The organism is Rosenbergiella sp. YN46 (genome assembly GCF_036620675.1).
Taxonomy (GTDB): Bacteria; Pseudomonadota; Gammaproteobacteria; order Enterobacterales; family Enterobacteriaceae; genus Jejubacter.
The window spans coordinates 84,758-102,377 of sequence record NZ_JAZHEE010000007.1 but is presented as its reverse complement, the minus strand read 5'-3'; the positions used below and the strand labels follow the sequence as shown (position 1 = coordinate 102,377).

Below are 17,620 nucleotides of genomic sequence, written 5' to 3'. Positions count from 1 at the left end.
TGAAACGTGACAACCATCAAATAACGAATGAGGGATTTATTTTACTCTTCGTAATAATTAAAAGGGTACTCAGATACCCTGCACTGGCCCTGCTTCTCCCCGCAGGGCCTGCGTAAGCGAAAAAAGCACTAATTACTCAGGAGCACTCACAATTATGTTCAAAAATGCATTTGCTAACCTGCAAAAGGTGGGTAAATCGCTGATGCTACCGGTATCCGTACTGCCTGTCGCAGGTATTCTGCTGGGCGTCGGTTCCGCAAACTTCAGCTGGTTGCCAGCCGTGGTTTCCCACGTTATGGCAGAAGCGGGTGGTTCCGTATTCGCCAATATGCCTCTGATCTTCGCGATTGGTGTAGCGCTGGGCTTTACCAATAATGATGGCGTTTCCGGCCTGGCGGCCGTCGTGGCCTATGGCATCATGGTGAAAACCATGGCCGTTGTGGCGCCGCTGGTTCTGCACCAGTCGGCGGAGGAGATTGCCAGCCAGCATCTGGCCGATACCGGGGTACTTGGCGGTATTATCGCCGGTGCCATTGCGGCCTATATGTTCAACCGCTTCTATCGCATCAAGCTTCCTGAGTATCTGGGCTTTTTCGCGGGCAAGCGCTTTGTACCGATTATCTCTGGTCTGACCGCCATCATCTTTGGCGTGATCCTCTCCTTTATCTGGCCGCCGATCGGTAGCGCGATTCAGACTTTCTCGCAGTGGGCCGCTTATCAGAACCCGGTTGTGGCATTTGGTATCTATGGCTTTATTGAGCGCTGCCTGGTACCGTTTGGTCTGCATCATATCTGGAATGTACCTTTCCAGATGCAGATCGGCGAGTACGTCAATAGCGCAGGCCAGGTATTCCACGGCGACATTCCGCGTTATATGGCGGGCGACCCGACTGCGGGTAAACTTTCCGGCGGCTTCCTGTTCAAAATGTATGGCCTGCCGGCTGCGGCCATTGCCATCTGGCACTCCGCGAAACCGGAAAACCGCGCTAAAGTGGGCGGCATCATGATCTCCGCCGCGCTGACCGCGTTCCTGACCGGGATTACCGAGCCTATCGAATTCTCCTTTATGTTTGTTGCGCCGGTGCTTTATGTTATCCACGCCATTCTGGCGGGTCTGGCATTCCCAATCTGTATTCTGCTGGGAATGCGCGATGGCACCAGCTTCTCGCACGGTCTGATCGACTTTATCGTTCTTAGCGGCAATGGCAGCAAGCTGTGGCTGTTCCCGATTATCGGTCTGTGCTACGCGGCGGTGTACTACACCATCTTCCGCGTGCTGATCAAAGTGCTGGATCTGAAAACGCCGGGTCGTGAAGACGCCACTGCCGAAACTCAGACCGCAGAGCAAGGCACTATGGCGCCTGCGCTGGTTAAAGCCTTCGGCGGTAAAGACAATATCACTAACCTGGATGCCTGTATTACTCGTCTGCGCGTTAGCGTGGCCGATGTGGCTAAGGTTGACCAGGCTGGCCTGAAGCAGCTTGGCGCCGCGGGCGTAGTCGTTGCCGGTTCCGGCGTACAGGCTATCTTCGGCACCAAGTCTGACAACCTGAAAACTGAAATGGATGACTACATCCGTAACAGTTAATCCCGATTTGGGGAGACACGAAGAGGCCCTCCGGGGCCTCTTTTTGTTTTAAAGGGCAGCAAATGGTCAGCGAAAAGTGGCGTAGAGGTTGAAAGAAAAGGATTATCTCGCTCATACTCCAGTCAGGTTCATACAAAAGGAAACCGTCATGGCTGAAGAAACGATTTTCAGTAAAATTATTCGCCGCGAAATCCCCGCGGATGTTGTCTGGCAGGACGACCTGGTTACCGCATTTCGCGATATCTCTCCCCAGGCCCCGAGCCATATCTTAATCATACCCAATGTGCTGATTCCTACGGTTAACGATGTAAAAGAAGAGCATGAACTGGCCCTGGGGCGGATGATGACGGTGGCGGCGAAGATTGCTGAGCAGGAAGGGATCGCTGAAGACGGCTATCGTCTGATCGTTAACTGTAATCGCCATGCCGGACAGGAGGTCTACCATATCCATATGCACCTGCTCGGTGGTCGGCCGCTGGGGCCGCTGCTGGCGAAAGGGGTGTAAGATGACGCTGCGTGCGTTGCCTGCCGCTGCACTGCTGCTCGCGTTATCGGGATGTTCATCCGACCCGGGCATTCCGGTTAACGATCGCCAGACGCTGGTGATGGAATCCACCGTACTGGCGGCGGGAATTACCGCCGATAAACCGGATTTTTCCAGTAGGGATATTCAACCGGTTGCCGTATCGCGTCTGTACAATGAGCGTAGCAAAGCGGTAAAGGTTAACTACCGTTTTTACTGGTATGACGCCAAGGGGCTGGAGATGCACCCGCTGGAGCAGCCGCGCAGCATTACGGTGCCGCCGCATTCCAGTGTTGCCATCGGCTCCAGCGGCAATTTTATGGGCGCGCATAAGGTGCGCCTTAATATCTGGCTCTGAGGGGTGAATTTTGATTAAGGGAATCCATCGTTATTTGATTGTGGCTTCAACGGCGCTGGTTCTGGCAGGCTGTGGTATCCGAGGCACTGAGCAACCTGCGCCGGTTGAGGAAGCTAAACCAACGCCGCAACAGCCTGCACCTCAGCCGCAGGTTCCGCAAGTGCCAGAGGTGCCGGAGCAGCCGGGCCCCGTGACCCAGCCGGAAACGCCGCCGCCAGCGCCCGAGCGTACCTGGAACTGGGAGCAGGCCGCGCAGCCGATGGTGGCGAAAATGCTGCAGGCGGATGGCGTTACCCCGGGTAGCGTATTGCTGGTCGATAGCGTTAATAATCGCACTAACGGCAGTCTGCCGTCGGCGAAAGCGACCGAAGCGCTGCGTAATACGCTGGCCAACAACGGCAAATTCACTCTGGTAGGCGCCCAGCAGCTGGCGATGGCGAAACAGCAGCTCGGCCTTTCCCCGCAGGATAGTCTGGGCAGTCGCAGTAAGGCAATCGGCATCGCGCGTAATGTCGGGGCGCAGTATGTGCTCTATACCAGCGCTTCGGGTAATGTGAATACGCCGACCCTGGCGATGCAGCTTATGCTGGTGCAGACCGGTGAGATCATCTGGTCGGGTAAAGGCAGCGTTGAGCGTACCCAATAATATGACGCTTAACGCGTTAATTGCCAGATATTTACCGGCGGCTGATGCCGCCGGTGTTATTTCTGTCGCCGGACTGAGTGGGGGCAGCCTGCGAGTGACGCTGACGGATTGTCGGCTGGCGGCGCGTCAGGCGCCGACAACGGCCATGCCTGGGGTTTCGCTGGCGCGGCAGTACCGGGCCATGAAGCGGCTGCAGAGGACGGGCATCGGGCCGCGTCCCTGGTTACTGGCCGATGGCTGGCTATTGAGCGAATGGATTGAGGGAGAGCAGCATGCGACATATCCTCCATTCCCGGCTGTGGCGGGGCTGCTGTATGATTTACACCATCAGCCGCTGTACGGCTGGCGTATTTCGCTGTCGGGCCTGCTGGAGCACTACTGGCTGGCGGCGCATCCGGCCCGGCGCTCGCCCGGCTGGTTACGCTGGCTTAAACGTCTGCGCCGTCGCGGGGAACCTGCGCCGCTCAGGCTGGCGCCACTGCATATGGATATCCATCCCGGTAATCTGATTCACCAGGGGGGGCGCCTGCGGTTGATCGACTGGGAATACGCCGGCGACGGCGATGTGGCGCTGGAGCTGGCTGCGATCCTTTCCGGTATCCGCGCCGATCAGGGGGCTCAGCTGGTCGCGCATTATGCAGCCCTGGCGCATCTCGATCCGGGACTGCTGGCGCGTCAGACTGTTCGGTGGCGCCCATGGGTTAGCGCGTTAATGGCCAGCTGGTATGAGTGCCGCTGGCGGCAGACGGGGCAGCAACAATTTATTCAACTGGCGGATGACGCATGGCGTCGTCTGCAGGCAGAGGAGCAAAAGTGGTGAGCGTGGGTCCGGTAATGTTGGATGTGGCTGGCTTTGAGCTGGACGCGGAAGAGCGAGAGATTCTTCAGCACCCGCTGGTCGGGGGACTGATTCTTTTTACCCGTAACTATCACGACCCGGAGCAGTTGCGCGAACTGGTGCGCCAGATTCGCGCTGCGTCGCGTAATCGGCTGGTGGTGGCAGTGGATCAGGAAGGGGGCCGGGTACAGCGCTTCCGCGACGGTTTCACCGCGCTGCCGGCTGCGCAGTCCTATGCGGCGCTGCTGGGCATGGAGCAGGGGGCCGAGCTTGCCCGCGAGGCGGGCTGGTTGATGGCGAGCGAAATGATCGCTATGGATATCGACATCAGCTTCGCGCCGGTGCTGGACGTCGGCCATGTCAGCGCCGCCATTGGCGAACGGGCGTGGGGGGACTCCCCGCGCCAGGTAAGGGGGATGGCGGAAAGTGCTATTGACGGCATGCGCGAGGCAGGTATGAAGAGCACCGGCAAACACTTCCCGGGGCACGGGGCGGTCAGCGCCGACTCCCATAAAGAGACGCCGCGCGACCCCCGTAGCGAGGCCGAAATTCGCGCCCGCGATATGGTAGTGTTCCGTGAACTTATCGCCCGCGATAAGCTGGATGCGGTAATGCCCGCCCACGTGATCTACGACGCGGTCGATGGGCGTCCCGCCAGTGGCTCACCGGTGTGGCTGCGGCAGATTCTACGCGCAGAGCTGGGGTTTGACGGCGTTATATTCTCTGACGATCTGTCGATGGAAGGAGCGGCGATTATGGGCGATTACGCTCAGCGCGGCCAGGCGGCACTGGACGCGGGTTGCGATATGATACTGGTCTGTAATAATCGTAAAGGGGCGACGTATGTACTGGATAACCTCGCTCCGGTAACAGCGTCGCGGGTTACCGCGCTGTATCATTCTGGCTCCGTGACCCGCGAGGCGCTGATGGCGTCCGGACGCTGGAAGCGGGTGAATCAGCAATTAACCGCGCTACATGAACGCTGGCAGGCGGAGAAGACGGCACGTTAAGCTTCTCTGACTGTGGAGATACGGGCTGCCCGGCGGCCCATAATGTCAAAGGTCCAGGGAAATGGTGAGGATGCAATGATTATTTACTTACATGGTTTTGACTCCAGCAGTCCCGGCAACCACGAGAAAGTGCTGCAGTTGCAGTTTATCGATCCGGATGTCCGGTTAATCAGCTACAGCACGCTGCACCCAAAGCACGATATGCAGCATCTGCTGCGTGAAGTCGATAAAATGCTGCAGCTTAATGTTGACGAGCGGCCGCTGATCTGCGGCGTGGGGCTGGGCGGTTACTGGGCGGAGCGTATCGGATTTTTGTGCGACATTCGTCAGGTGATTTTGAATCCCAACCTTTACCCTCATGAAAATATGGAAGGCAAGATTGACCGACCCGAAGAGTACGAAGATATCGCCACCAAATGTGTGGAAAACTTCCGGGAAAAGAATCGCGATCGCTGCCTGACCATTTTGTCGCGCAACGACGAAGCGCTGGACAGCCAGCGTACGGCGGAGCTGCTGCACCATTATTACGAAATTGTCTGGGATGAAGAGCAAACCCATAAATTCAAAAATATTTCTCCCCATTTGCAGCGTATTCAGGCGTTTAAAACCCTGGGCTGAGGCCTTTTCTTCCACGGAGCTGGCGCTACCGGCTCCGGATTTGGCTCTGCGTTCGGGCCCGGCGATTCCACTTTCCGATCATCGAATTAATATTATTCTTAAAAGTATCTCCCTTTTCTGAACTCCACTTATACTCCCTGAACAACAATGTTATTTATGGATAAATAATTTTCTGATAATGAGGGTGAATCTTTTTATTATACTCTGAGATAATTATGAATACTGATATTAAATATCGAACTGATATTGACGGTCTGCGTGCGCTTGCGGTTCTTTTTGTCGTGTTTTTCCATTTTAAACTGGGATTCCCTGGTGGTTTTGTTGGCGTGGATGTGTTCTTTGCAATTTCTGGTTATCTGATTGGTGGTCATATATATCAGAGTAAGCTGGAACAGCGTTTTTCCTGGGGGAGCTTTTATGTCCGACGTATTAAAAGGATTGTACCGGCACTGATAGCCGTGGTCATTTTTGTCTGGCTGATAATGTTTTTTATTTCTACCCCCTCGGATTTTCGAAAAATGGGGCGTGATGCCGCCGCGACTATGCTTTCGGCCTCAAATGTGACGCTCTGGCATTCCATTGACTACTTCAGCCCCAGCGCTGAACATAACCCATTACTGATGACCTGGTCGCTGGGCGTTGAGGAGCAATTTTACTTTCTTGCCCCTCTGCTCATCCTTGCCCTGACTCGCTATCGCAAAAATGTGCGCATCGTATTGATGGCGACGATCGCTGCGATCTGTTTTGTCATTGCCGCTATCGGGACAGTTAAGGCGCCACACAGCGCATGGTTTTTGACGCCGTTCAGGGCATGGGAACTATTTGGGGGAGCGCTGTTGGGGATGATTCATGCTCATCATCCTGCGGGTCTTGTGGCGAAAGCCAGCCATTTAAAAGCGGCTGGCGGCGTGGTACTTATTACTCTATGTGCACTGTATTACGATAACCTGACGCCTTTTCCCGGTGTGAGCGCGCTTCCTGTTATCCTGGGGACGCTACTGCTGCTGGATGCTCAAACCTCATTCATTAATCGCCGTCTGCTTTCATGGCCGCCTTTACGCTTTATTGGGCTGATTTCCTATTCGCTTTATCTGTGGCACTGGCCTGTCATTAGCCTTTATTACTATCTTTGTGAAGCCGCACCAGGGACAGGGATTACCCTCCTGTTAGTCGCACTCTCAATGATGCTGGCAACAATAAGCTATTTTATTATCGAAAGGCCTTTTCGTTTTGCGCAACTAACGACAGCCCAGGTTTTCCTGCGCTACGGCGTTGTGATGGGGCTGCTTACCGTCATTTTCGCTGTGACGTGGCAGCAAAAAGGTTTTCCCTCCCGTTGGCCCGTTGCGTTCAGGCAGATACAGAACGAAATAGAGGAAGCCGGGGATCGATGCATGACATCCTACGGCGATACGCTGCTGACGAATAAAGCCGAATGCAACGGGAGTAACGGTAAAGATAAAGTCGCGCTAATTGGCGACAGCCATGCTGGCGCGCTCGCCGCCGCCTTTCGTACTCTGGCACATGAGCATCAGTTGACACCGGTTATTTTTGCTAAATCTTCCTGTGCGCTTTTGATGGGGGTTTATCGTCATTCCGCCGGTTGGCCACGTCACGATGAGCAGTGCCGGATATTTAAGCAGGATGTGGAGCGCTATCTTGTCCGGGATAAACAGATAACCACCGTCATTATTGCTGGCTTCTGGCAATCGGGTTTTATCGAGGGGAAGGCGCAATGGCTGTCAGAAAAGCAGCCGTCGCTGAATTCTGCACAAGCGTTGCGGCAGGGACTCTCCGGGACCATCAAGCGCCTGCAGCGAATGGGTAAACGCGTCATTGTGATGGGGGATGTTCCGCTGCTGAACTTTATTCCGGAAAAACGCGTTATGCGCTGCTTCAGTCGCGCCTTTGCCTGGGCAAATCCGCAGCAGGATGGGATGTGTCAGATCGCCGATAGCGCCAGCGTGGCGCCGGATACGACCTCTGAACTACTTCGTGCTGTGGTAACGCGTTATGGTGCGGAGTATGCCAGTCAGCGGGAGGCGCTTTGCGGCCCCGCAGGCTGCCGTTTTGCAGAAAGCGTGCATATATACTACAAAGACGCGCAGCACCTGACCCGCTATGGAGCGGAAAAAGTATTGACCCGCATACTGTTGCCGCTTCTGACACGCCAGAATCCGTAGCTTCCTTAACTCTCCCCGGGCTTCTTTTCAGGCAATCTGCATCATAAATGATGCAGATTGTTATGGGTTGTCTATCTTTTCGGCAGAAAACTTTGATGTATATCAAAGTTGGTATGACCAATGGGCCACCCATGCTATGATGCAAAACAGTTGTATCGATTCAGTTAGCGGCCTGTCGTTAATTAAGCGCCTCCTCTGGTCACGTTTAGTTAACGATTGGTAATGATTTTGAGAGGTCACGCTGTCTATGACTGTAAAACGCATTGTGATCGTCGGCGGTGGCGCCGGCGGCCTGGAGCTGGCGACTCAGTTGGGTAAAAAGCTGGGACGCGGTAAAAAAGCAAAAATCACGCTGGTGGATCGTAATCACAGCCACCTGTGGAAACCGCTGCTGCATGAAGTGGCGACCGGCTCGCTGGACGAAGGGGTGGATGCCCTGAGCTATCTGGCCCATGCCCGTAACCATCATTTCCATTTTCAGTTGGGCTCGGTAATGGATATCGACCGGGAGGCCAAAACGATTACGCTGGCGGCGTTGCACGACGAGAAGGGCGAACTGCTGGTGCCCGAGCGTCGTATCCCTTACGACACTCTGGTGATGGCGCTGGGCAGTACCTCCAACGACTTTAATACGCCTGGCGTTCGGGAAAACTGCATCTTCCTGGATAATCCTTCTCAGGCGCGCCGCTTCCATCAGGAAATGCTCAACCTGTTCCTGAAGTATTCCGTTAATCTTGGCGCCAGCGGTAAAGTGAATATCGCTATCGTCGGCGGTGGGGCGACTGGCGTCGAGCTGTCCGCCGAGCTGTATAATGCGGTACAGCAACTGCACAGCTATGGCTTCAAAGGGCTGACCGGCGAGGCGCTGAATGTGACGCTGGTGGAAGCGGGCGAACGTATTCTGCCGGCGCTACCGCCGCGCATCTCTTCTGCCGCTGCCAGTGAGCTGACCAAACTTGGGGTTAATGTCAGAACCCAGACCATGGTCACCACCGCAACGGCCGATGGCCTGCACACCAAAGACGGTGATTTTATTAAGGCCGACTTGATGGTGTGGGCCGCGGGCATTAAAGCGCCGGACTTTATGAAAGAGATTGGTGGGCTGGAAACCAACCGCATCAATCAGCTGGTGGTGGAACCGACGCTGCAGACCACTCGCGATCCGGATATCTACGCAATCGGCGACTGCGCTTCCTGTGCCCGTGCGGAAGGCGGATTTGTCCCGCCGCGTGCTCAGGCGGCGCATCAGATGGCCAGCTGTGCGCTGAAAAACATCCTGGCGCAGATGAAAGGCAAACCGCTGCACGGCTATGTCTATAAGGATCATGGTTCGCTGGTGTCGCTGTCGAAGTTCTCAACCGTAGGTAGTCTGATGGGGAACCTGATGCGCGGTTCGATGATGGTGGAAGGGCGTATGGCGCGTATGGTGTACATTTCGCTCTATCGCATGCATCAGATTGCGCTACACGGTTACTTTAAAACCGGCCTGATGATGCTGGTAGGCAGCATCAACCGGGTGATTCGCCCGCGCCTCAAGCTTCACTAAAGGATGAGACCCGCTCCCCCGATTGCGGGGGAGCAGCATAATCTTCTGTCTTATCGGCAATAATTTTCTGGGATAACTCCTAATTAGCCGCTAAATCAACATAATCTCGCATTTTTGATCCCCTTTCTTATTTGTTAACCCCGGCAGAACGTTGCAAAATTGTTATTGTTAACGCAGCAAGAAGGAGGTTCTGTGAATAAATCAATGCTAGCGGGGATAGGGATTGGCGTCGTGGGCGCGCTGGGCGTTGCCGCCGTCGCCAGTATGGATGTTTTTAACCGCGGGCCCCAGTATGCCCAGGTGGTGTCCGCCACACCGATTAAAGAGACGGTAAAAACGCCACGTAAAGTATGCCAGAACGTCAATGTTACGCACCGCCGTCCGGTGCAGGATGAAAACCGCCTGATTGGTTCGGCGCTGGGTGCCGTGGCTGGTGGAGTCATCGGCCATCAGTTCGGTGGTGGTCGTGGTAAGGATGTCGCTACCGTCGCCGGGGCGCTGGGGGGCGGTTATGCCGGTCACCAGATCCAGGGGGCGATGCAGGATAATGACACTTACACTACCACCCAGCGACGTTGTAGAACCGTTTATGACAAGTCCGAAAAGATGATTGGTTATGACGTTACGTACAGAATCGGCGATCGCCAGGCGAAAGTGCGTACCGAACACGATCCCGGCAGTCAGATTCCCCTGGATGATAACGGCCAGCTGGTGTTGAACCAGAAGAGCTGATTGCGAAAATCTATAGCTGGTTATTCTGGCGCACCAGCAGCGCCAGAGTGACCGTCACCGACAATACCACGAAAATCAGTGAGCTGCCGCACAGCAGCCACAATACGCAGAGCACGACAATTCCAATCAGTACCCGGATCAGGGGCAGCAGTAGAAACATCTGTTATTTCCTTCTTATTTTGGGCGCACGATGCCGATCGCGCTGAACGCAGGGCGACATAAGCATGGCTTATCGTTTTTTGTCAGGAGACATCGTGCATGTAGCGCTATATCGATAAATCAACCGAAGAAATCGCGCCTGATGGGTATTGTTGCGAATGCGAATACTTTAACGCTAATTAACTACCAATGTAAAAGGTGAGGTTAATTAATGAGATTTTCCTTATGAAAATGGTGGGTAATGGTAAAAATGTGCGTTATAGCAGAACGACGGGGGCGGCGGAGCGCCGCACCCGTTTAGTTTTTGACGAGTTCTGGTAGTATGCGTCGCGTTGTTTCAGCGATCCGCAGTAATGCGGCCAGGCTGGCGCCTTCCCGGGCGCTGACTGACATTCCCTGTAAAATACAGCACAGATAGTCGGCCAGATGGTTGATGTTACACTGTAACGGTATCTCGCCCCGCTGCTGACGCAGCTGCAAAAAGTGCGTAATAGTCTGAGCCTGGCGGGCGTGTCGCGTTTTTATGGTATTGGCAATCTCTTCCGAAGAGGCCGCCAGCGCGGACGAAGTGCTGATAATAAAGCAGCCGTTGGGGGTTTCTTTGCTGGTGAAGAAACGGGCGATAGCATCAAAATAGTCGCCCAGCGCCTGTTCCAGCGATTTATCCGTGGCGAACAGCAGGGTTTCGTTTTTTTCAATGAAACGAGCAATATAGCGATCCAGCGCCGCGCGGAACAGTCCCTCTTTATTAGTGAACTCCGCATACAGCGTTGGTGCTTTCGCGCCGGTGGCCGCTACCAGATGGGCCATGGAAGTGGCTTCATAGCCGTGTTGCCAGAAGAGGGCCATAGCCTTATCAAGCGCAGCGTCCCTGTCGAAAACTTTTGGCCGGCCGCGGCTCCGTCTGGCACAGCCTGTTGCTGATGTCATAGTGCCGTCTAACCTTATTGTTGTGTGAGCCGCTATTATAAAAAGATTCATTCATCGCTACCAGCACGCGTCGGGCCAGATAAACTCTTTTAAAGACACTTTTTGATAACAATTGATTCGATATTTATTAATGACCAGGTTGACTGTGATTATGATCACCCTTATTATTAAGTTATCGATCGTTAACTTAATGATGGTTGCCTGCGTTACTGGCGACGCAGAGCGATTCACTGCTTTCACCGCCCCTGCTTGCGGGATTTTTGTCAGTCCCTCCTGACAAAATCTGTTAGCAGCAGGGGATGTTGAAACGGGCGCCAGACCAGTCTGAACACGGTCGAACGCCCGAGCGGCAGTCGTGTAAAACCCACCGCGACGCGCCGTTAACCCTAATAAGCGTTTTCCCTCAAGACGCTTAACCCTTATATATGCCACTAAAAAAAGGCCTTATTTCAACGTAAGGCCTTTCATTAGTTAGCCGTCCCTCCCTCGGGGCGGCTTTTTTTTAGATTCCCCGGGGCTGCATTGATTGCATGTCATGGCCCACTTCCACCGGCATACCGGAACGAATATTCAGCGCCTTATCGAAAACCTCCCGGTTAGTCGTCGGGTTATCCCGGAAGGCCTCCATGCTGCGATTCAGCGGGACAGGAAGGGTTTGCGGATCGTCTTCCAGACGCTTCGACAGCGGTTGATGAACCTCGACCAGATAACGGCCGTCCGGTTCGATAGAGGCTTTAATCGGCGTGTTAACGATATTGACCGGTGTTCCGACCGGCAGGGTATTAAACAGCCATTTGATATCATCGTCACGCAGGCGGATGCAGCCTGAACTCACCCGCATCCCGATACCGAAGTCGGCATTGGTGCCGTGCAGCAGGTAAACGCCACCGTAAGCCGCCAGACGAATGGCATGGTGGCCCATTGGGTTATCCGGGCCTGCGGGTACCACGGCCGGCAGCTCTACTCCTTGCGCTTTATAGCGGGCGCGGATATTGGCGGTGGGTGTCCAGGTTGGGTTAGCGCGCTTCTGCGATACCACGGTTTTCATGGTAGGCGTGACGGTAGAGCCGTCGAGCTGACCGATTCCGATCGGGTAAATCACGACCTCGTTTTTACCGGCCGGATAATAGTAGAGCCGCAGTTCTGCCAGATTGATAACAATGCCTTTACGCGGCTCGTCCGGCAGCAGCACCTGGCGCGGAATGGTCAGAATGCTGCCAGGACGGGGAACCCAGGGATCGACGCCGGGGTTTGCCTGCATCAGCGCCAGAAAGCCGACATTATATTTTTTGGCGATAGCCTCCAGCGATCCGCCGTCGGGTTCGACCTGATGATACAGGTTTTCCCCCACCAGACGGCTGCCGGACGCGGGCAGCGGATAAGTATTAGCCACCGCGGGTAGAGCGCCGAACGCAAGGGCGGCGCTCAGCATAAGGCCGCTTATCCAGCGGTAAAGGCGTGCAGGTGCCTTCATTGCGCGAATCTCCTTCAGATTTTCCTGTATGAGGATTATCTGTAATGCGCTGTCGGGAAATCCTGGTGACGTGCAATGTTTTGTAAAAAGAAAACGGGCGCCGTAGCGTCCGTCAGGTTGATGGCAAAGAGGGAAAAAACGTGGTTTTTCCTCTTTGTGGCTATCAGTCGAAAATCAGTGAATTGATTTTCCTTGTTTATTTTTCTGGTGATGCCAGGGCCGAACAGGTTCGACCCTGGTTTGTCATCAGTCTCACGGGCGGCGTAGCGGCCGTGAATGTCAGGGGATGGCGTGCTCTTCTAGCTGCCGTATAAAGTTATTCACCCACTCCATGCGCGTGGTGCGCTCTGTCAGTTCGCGCATAAAGCGCAGGCGGGTTGGGCCATCCAGCCGGTAGTGCTGCGGTTCTTTCTGGAGCAGGCCAATAAGCCAGCCAGGATCGACGTGGTTTTTCTCGTTGAACTCCATCACGCCGCCTTTTTCATTAGCCTCCAGCTTGCGAATGCCCAGTTTTCGGGCCTGCTGACGCAACGCGGCAATATCCAGCAGGTTGCGGGCGGGATCCGGCAGCAGCCCGAAGCGATCGATAAGCTCCACTTTGATCTCATTCAGCTCGTCACCATCTGCCGCGCTGGCGATACGCTTATAGAGCGACAGACGGGTATTGACGTCCGGAATAAAGTCGTCCGGCAGCAGCGACGGCATACGCAGCTCGACCTCGGTCTGTTGGCTGGTCAGGTCTTCCAGTGACGGTTCACGCCCCGCCTTCAGGGCGTCCACGGCGTTTTCCAGCAGTTCCATATAGAGCGAGAAGCCGATGGTTTCCATCTGTCCACTCTGATCCTCGCCCAGCAGTTCGCCGGCGCCGCGGATCTCCAGATCGTGGGTAGCCAGCGCGAAGCCCGCGCCCAGATCTTCGAGCGAAGCGATAGCCTCCAGCCGTTTCTGGGCATCGCTGGTCATTGCCTTCGGGTGTGGCGTCAGCAGCCAGGCATAGGCCTGATGGTGCGAGCGTCCGACCCGACCACGCAGCTGGTGGAGCTGGGCCAGACCGAAGTGATCGGCCCGCTCGATGATAATGGTGTTGGCGCTGGGAATATCGATGCCGGTCTCGATAATGGTGGTGCAGACCAGCACGTTAAAGCGCTGGTGATGAAAGTCGTTCATCACTCGCTCCAGTTCGCGTTCGCGCATCTGCCCATGGCCTACGGCGATACGCGCTTCCGGAACCAGTTCCGCCAGACGCTGGGCAGCTTTCTGGATATTTTCCACGTCATTATACAGGTAGTAGACCTGGCCGCCGCGCAGAACCTCACGCAGGATGGCCTCGCGCACCACCAGGCTGTCGTATTCGCGCACAAAGGTTTTCACCGCCAGACGTCGCGCCGGAGGGGTGGCGATAATCGACAGATCGCGCATGCCGCTCATGGCCATATTCAGGGTACGTGGGATAGGCGTTGCGGTCAGGGTCAGTATATCGACGTTAGCGCGCATCGCCTTGATGCGCTCTTTATGGCGCACTCCGAAGCGGTGCTCTTCGTCAACAATCAGTAGCCCCAGATCGCGCCACTTAAGCTCGCTACCCAACAGTTTGTGGGTACCGATCAAAATATCGACCTTGCCTTCGGCGGTTTGCTCCAGCACCTGGGCCTGCTCTTTGGCGCTGCGAAAACGCGACAGCATTTCGATGCGCACCGGCCAGTTGGCGAAACGATCGCGGAAGTTGTCGAAGTGCTGCTGAGCCAGCAGGGTGGTGGGCACCAGTACCGCCACCTGCTTATGGTTTTCCACCGCCAGGAAGGCTGCGCGCATGGCGACTTCGGTTTTACCGAAGCCCACGTCGCCGCACACCAGCCTGTCCATCGCCAGCGGCTGGCACATGTCGCTCAGTACGGCATTGATGGCCTGAGCCTGATCCGGGGTGGTTTCGAACGGAAAGCTGTCGCAGAACAGCTGATACTGCTCGCGATCGTGCTTAAAGGCGAAGCCGGGTTTGGCGGCTCGCTGGGCGTAGATGTCCAGCAGTTCCGCCGCCACATCGCGCACTTTTTCCGCCGCTTTCTGGCGCGCCCGTGTCCAGGCGTCGCTGCCCAGTTTGTGCAGTGGCGCATTTTCTTCGGCACCGCCGGCGTAGCGGCTAATCAGATGCAGCGACGAAACAGGGACATAGAGTTTGGCGTCTCCGGCGTAACTAAGCATCAGGTATTCGCCGGTGATGCCGCCGGCTTCCAGAGTGGTCATGCCTACATAGCGCCCAACCCCGTGTTCCAGATGCACCACTGGCTGGCCAGGATGTAGCTCCGCCAGGTTGCGAATAAGAGTGTCAGGGTTGATGGTGCGGCGGTTCTCCTGGCGGCGGCGACTGACCCGTTCGCCCAACAGATCGCTTTCGCAGATCAGCGCCTGGTGACGCAGGGTATCGATAAACCCGTGTTCGCTGGCGCCCTGAATCAGCCAGGTAGCGCCTGGCTGATTCAGGGCCTCGTCCAGTCGCCAGATGCGCTTCGGCGCCACTTTGATGCGCCCCAGCAGTTCGCCCAGCGCTTCGCGTCGGCCTTCACTCTCTACCGAAAAGATGACGGTGCCATCAAAGCTTTCCAGGAAGCGGCGTAGATTATCGAGCGGCGCCTTATTCTGGGGCTGGACTGAGAGATCTGGCAGCGGTTGGTAACCCAGATTGACGCAGGCGGCTTTATCAGGCAGAGAGTCGGTTTTCAACTGCACCCGTGGCCACTGCTTCAGCCCGGCGAACAGGTCATCCGGACGCAGCCACAGGCGTTCCGGGGGCAGCAGGGGGCGCATGGGATCCACACGGCGATTATCAAAGCGGGCGTTAACTTCCTGCCAGAAGCGCTCTGCGCTGGCCTGCAGATCGCCGGTATTCACCATCAGGGTATTGGCTGGCAGATAGCTGAACAGATCCGGTAGCGGTTCGCTGAAGAACAGCGGCTGCCAGTATTCGATGCCGGCAGGTAGCGCGCCTTTGCTGACCTGCTGGTAAATATGCTCGGGATCTCGTCGTACTTCGAAGTTATCGCGCCACTGGCTGCGGAATAGCTCAATGGCCGTTTTATCGGTGGGGAATTCGTGGGCCGGCAGCAGGTTAATCTGCTCCACCTCCTCCTGGGTGCGCTGGCTGTCGGGATCGAACAGGCGCAGGCTGTCGATTTCGTCGTCGAAAAAGTCAAGCCGATAGGGAAGAGGGCTTCCCATCGGCCACAGATCCAGCAGGGCGCCGCGGGTGGCGTATTCACCGTGCTCCATGACCTGATCGACATGGCGATAGCCTGCCTGTTCCAGCCTGTCACGCAGGGCATCGCGCGACAGACGCTCTCCCTTGCGCATCAGCAGGGCGTGACCGTTCAGATAGCTATGGGGGCAGACGCGCTGCATCAGGGTGTTCACCGGCAGGATCAGCACGCCGCGGCTCATGGAAGGCAACTGCCACAGGGTGGTCAGTCGCGCCGAAACTATCTCCTGATGAGGGGAGAAGCTGTCGTAGGGCAGCGTTTCCCAGTCCGCGAGGTTCATCGTCAACTGATCGGTAAACTGCCGGACTTCATCCTGCAGGCGCAGGGCGTTTTGCATATCGGGGGCAATCAGAACCACCGGGCCGGGGTGACGTTCGGCAATGCTTGCCACTTCACGGGCGCAGGCCGCGCCGGTAAGTTCGCCCAGCTGACGCTGGTCGCCCGCTTTCAGGGGCAGGCTGTATCGATTCTTTTCAGACATAGAGGAGGCTGCAATCTCTCTGCTTGCGCCGCGCGTCGCCCAGGCGGTCCGGCCAGCGTGCGGAAAAGGGTTCATTTGTCAGGGCGTTATTATCCGCGAACGGCTGCTGTTAGCAACCGTCACTCTGATAACAGTATAAAACAGGAGTGGCGCCCCTGAATGTCGGGGGCGCGCGGGTGAGTTAACGTTCGGCCACCAGGCCGCGGGGAGGTGTAAACAACAGATCGCCGGTCGCGGCTTTGGACAGGCGGCGCATCACCAGCCCCAGCAGGGTACAAAGGCCCAGGCTTATCAGCGGATAACACAGCAGCAGTGCTATTTCGACACCGGACGACAGGCGATGCTGGTTAAACATCCCGATCGCCACCAGGCTTAATGCCTCTACCAGAATACGGTGGGTGGTGTAGATGGCGATGGTATTGGTGCCGATAACGTTGAACAGCGAGTCAGGACGGCTGCCGAATTTCTGCTCCATGGTAAAAAAACACTTCATGATTAGCAAAATCGACAGCATCGACAGCGGCAGGTTAACGTTCTTGAAGTAGAGCGCCAGGGCCACCACCAGGGCGGCGATCAGCGGCAGCGGTCGTCTGAAAACCTGCCACTGTTTCATCATCTCTACCAGTTGTATGCCGAACCAGGCGCCCATGGCGTAATAGGGCGTATTACGGATGACGCTGTTCATACCCCAGAACGGCGTGGGCAGGAAGTTTATCGCCACACTTACCAGAATCAGCAGCGGAAAAACCAGATTTTTGAAGCGATGTAGCAGCTTACAGCCGATAAAGTAGACCACCAGTGCGTACAGATACCACAGGCTGGTTCCGGCGGTTGCCATACTGAAGATGAACTGGCCCGGAGTTTCGGCGTAGGCGGCGTTGGAGGCTGGATTATGCTCAACGCCCGGGATCCACTGATTGATATGGCTAATCAGCTGCCACTGAATGATACCCCATAACACCAGTACCCAGGCGATGTTCCACACGCGTTTGTTTACGCAGCCGCGCCACGGTACTTGATCGATATAGCGGGTTATCAGGAAACCTGAAATAAAAAAGAACACCGGCATACGGAACGGCGCCAGATAAAGGTTGCCATAGATCCACAGCTTGGCGAGGTAAGTCGAGTTCCCCTCAAGCTGCGGTAAAATATGTGGATAAAAGGTGATGACAGAGTGATAAATCACCACCAGGCAGATACACATGCCTTTGATCTGGTTTATCCAGAGTTGTTTGTTTTTCATACTGAACAGGCCGTATTAGCTTTTTCTCGAAGCGGTAATC

The 17,620-nt window shown here is 55.7% G+C and carries 15 protein-coding genes; 10 read left to right on the top strand and 5 right to left on the bottom strand.

What is annotated here, in order from left to right:
- Positions 1-154: 154 nt before the first annotated feature.
- The 10 genes from ptsG to V3W49_RS08315 all read left to right on the top strand — a co-directional run bounded on the left by ptsG (position 155) and on the right by V3W49_RS08315 (position 10,042).
- Positions 155-1,588, top strand: coding sequence for a PTS glucose transporter subunit IIBC (gene ptsG, locus V3W49_RS08360; protein WP_500144888.1), 1,434 nt, complete (start codon positions 155-157; stop codon positions 1,586-1,588).
- Positions 1,589-1,736: 148 nt separating this feature from the next.
- Positions 1,737-2,093: a purine nucleoside phosphoramidase gene (hinT, locus tag V3W49_RS08355; RefSeq protein WP_500144887.1), complete on the top strand. Its 357-nt coding sequence runs from the start codon at positions 1,737-1,739 to the stop codon at positions 2,091-2,093.
- A 1-nt stretch (position 2,094) separates the two neighbouring features.
- Positions 2,095-2,469, top strand: a complete 375-nt coding sequence (locus tag V3W49_RS08350; protein ID WP_500144886.1) for a YcfL family putative periplasmic lipoprotein — start codon at positions 2,095-2,097, stop codon at positions 2,467-2,469.
- A 10-nt stretch (positions 2,470-2,479) separates the two neighbouring features.
- A complete protein-coding gene (gene lpoB, locus V3W49_RS08345; protein WP_500144885.1) occupies positions 2,480-3,115 on the top strand; it encodes a penicillin-binding protein activator LpoB in 636 nt (211 codons plus the stop codon).
- Position 3,116: 1 nt separating this feature from the next.
- Positions 3,117-3,935 (top strand): thiamine kinase, encoded by an 819-nt coding sequence (gene thiK / locus V3W49_RS08340; RefSeq protein ID WP_500144948.1) that lies wholly within the window; start codon positions 3,117-3,119, stop codon positions 3,933-3,935.
- Positions 3,936-3,937: 2 nt separating this feature from the next.
- Positions 3,938-4,963, top strand: coding sequence for a beta-N-acetylhexosaminidase (gene nagZ, locus V3W49_RS08335; protein ID WP_500144947.1), 1,026 nt, complete (start codon positions 3,938-3,940; stop codon positions 4,961-4,963).
- Between the two features lie 75 nt (positions 4,964-5,038).
- Positions 5,039-5,581, top strand: coding sequence for an alpha/beta hydrolase YcfP (gene ycfP, locus V3W49_RS08330; protein WP_500144884.1), 543 nt, complete (start codon positions 5,039-5,041; stop codon positions 5,579-5,581).
- Between the two features lie 215 nt (positions 5,582-5,796).
- Entirely contained in the window at positions 5,797-7,764 is a 1,968-nt protein-coding gene (locus V3W49_RS08325; RefSeq protein WP_500144883.1) for an acyltransferase family protein, read from the top strand.
- A 247-nt stretch (positions 7,765-8,011) separates the two neighbouring features.
- The gene (locus V3W49_RS08320) at positions 8,012-9,310 is read left to right on the top strand and encodes an NAD(P)/FAD-dependent oxidoreductase (protein WP_500144882.1); all 1,299 of its coding nucleotides are present in this window, start codon (positions 8,012-8,014) and stop codon (positions 9,308-9,310) included.
- Positions 9,311-9,502: 192 nt separating this feature from the next.
- On the top strand, positions 9,503-10,042 hold the full coding sequence (locus V3W49_RS08315) for a glycine zipper 2TM domain-containing protein (protein ID WP_500144881.1): 540 nt from the start codon (positions 9,503-9,505) through the stop codon (positions 10,040-10,042).
- A 10-nt stretch (positions 10,043-10,052) separates the two neighbouring features.
- Here V3W49_RS08315 and V3W49_RS08310 read toward each other — a convergent pair whose 3' ends face one another.
- The 5 genes from V3W49_RS08310 to V3W49_RS08290 form a co-directional block, all read right to left on the bottom strand.
- Positions 10,053-10,202 (bottom strand): hypothetical protein, encoded by a 150-nt coding sequence (locus V3W49_RS08310; RefSeq protein ID WP_500144880.1) that lies wholly within the window; start codon positions 10,200-10,202, stop codon positions 10,053-10,055.
- Positions 10,203-10,498: 296 nt separating this feature from the next.
- Positions 10,499-11,131 carry a TetR/AcrR family transcriptional regulator gene (locus V3W49_RS08305; RefSeq protein WP_500144879.1) on the bottom strand — a complete coding sequence of 211 codons (633 nt, stop codon included), beginning with the start codon at positions 11,129-11,131 and terminating at the stop codon, positions 10,499-10,501.
- 502 nt (positions 11,132-11,633) lie between these two features.
- Positions 11,634-12,605 (bottom strand): L,D-transpeptidase LdtC, encoded by a 972-nt coding sequence (gene ldtC / locus V3W49_RS08300; RefSeq protein WP_500144878.1) that lies wholly within the window; start codon positions 12,603-12,605, stop codon positions 11,634-11,636.
- 279 nt (positions 12,606-12,884) lie between these two features.
- On the bottom strand, positions 12,885-16,337 hold the full coding sequence (mfd, locus tag V3W49_RS08295) for a transcription-repair coupling factor (RefSeq protein WP_500144877.1): 3,453 nt from the start codon (positions 16,335-16,337) through the stop codon (positions 12,885-12,887).
- Positions 16,338-16,518: 181 nt separating this feature from the next.
- On the bottom strand, positions 16,519-17,580 hold the full coding sequence (locus V3W49_RS08290) for an acyltransferase family protein (protein WP_500144876.1): 1,062 nt from the start codon (positions 17,578-17,580) through the stop codon (positions 16,519-16,521).
- Positions 17,581-17,620 lie beyond the last annotated feature (40 nt).

Excerpts from the sequence above, each read along its gene's own strand:
- ptsG (WP_500144888.1), top strand. The coding sequence starts at position 155 with ATGTTCAAAAATGCATTTGCTAACCTGCAAAAGGTGGGTAAATCGCTG.
- hinT (WP_500144887.1), top strand. The coding sequence starts at position 1,737 with ATGGCTGAAGAAACGATTTTCAGTAAAATTATTCGCCGCGAAATCCCC.
- V3W49_RS08350 (WP_500144886.1), top strand. The coding sequence starts at position 2,095 with ATGACGCTGCGTGCGTTGCCTGCCGCTGCACTGCTGCTCGCGTTATCG.
- thiK (WP_500144948.1), top strand. The coding sequence starts at position 3,117 with ATGACGCTTAACGCGTTAATTGCCAGATATTTACCGGCGGCTGATGCC.
- ycfP (WP_500144884.1), top strand. The coding sequence starts at position 5,039 with ATGATTATTTACTTACATGGTTTTGACTCCAGCAGTCCCGGCAACCAC.
- V3W49_RS08325 (WP_500144883.1), top strand. The coding sequence starts at position 5,797 with ATGAATACTGATATTAAATATCGAACTGATATTGACGGTCTGCGTGCG.
- V3W49_RS08320 (WP_500144882.1), top strand. The coding sequence starts at position 8,012 with ATGACTGTAAAACGCATTGTGATCGTCGGCGGTGGCGCCGGCGGCCTG.
- V3W49_RS08310 (WP_500144880.1), bottom strand. The coding sequence starts at position 10,202 with ATGTTTCTACTGCTGCCCCTGATCCGGGTACTGATTGGAATTGTCGTG.
- V3W49_RS08305 (WP_500144879.1), bottom strand. The coding sequence starts at position 11,131 with ATGACATCAGCAACAGGCTGTGCCAGACGGAGCCGCGGCCGGCCAAAA.
- ldtC (WP_500144878.1), bottom strand. The coding sequence starts at position 12,605 with ATGAAGGCACCTGCACGCCTTTACCGCTGGATAAGCGGCCTTATGCTG.
- mfd (WP_500144877.1), bottom strand. The coding sequence starts at position 16,337 with ATGTCTGAAAAGAATCGATACAGCCTGCCCCTGAAAGCGGGCGACCAG.
- V3W49_RS08290 (WP_500144876.1), bottom strand. The coding sequence starts at position 17,580 with ATGAAAAACAAACAACTCTGGATAAACCAGATCAAAGGCATGTGTATC.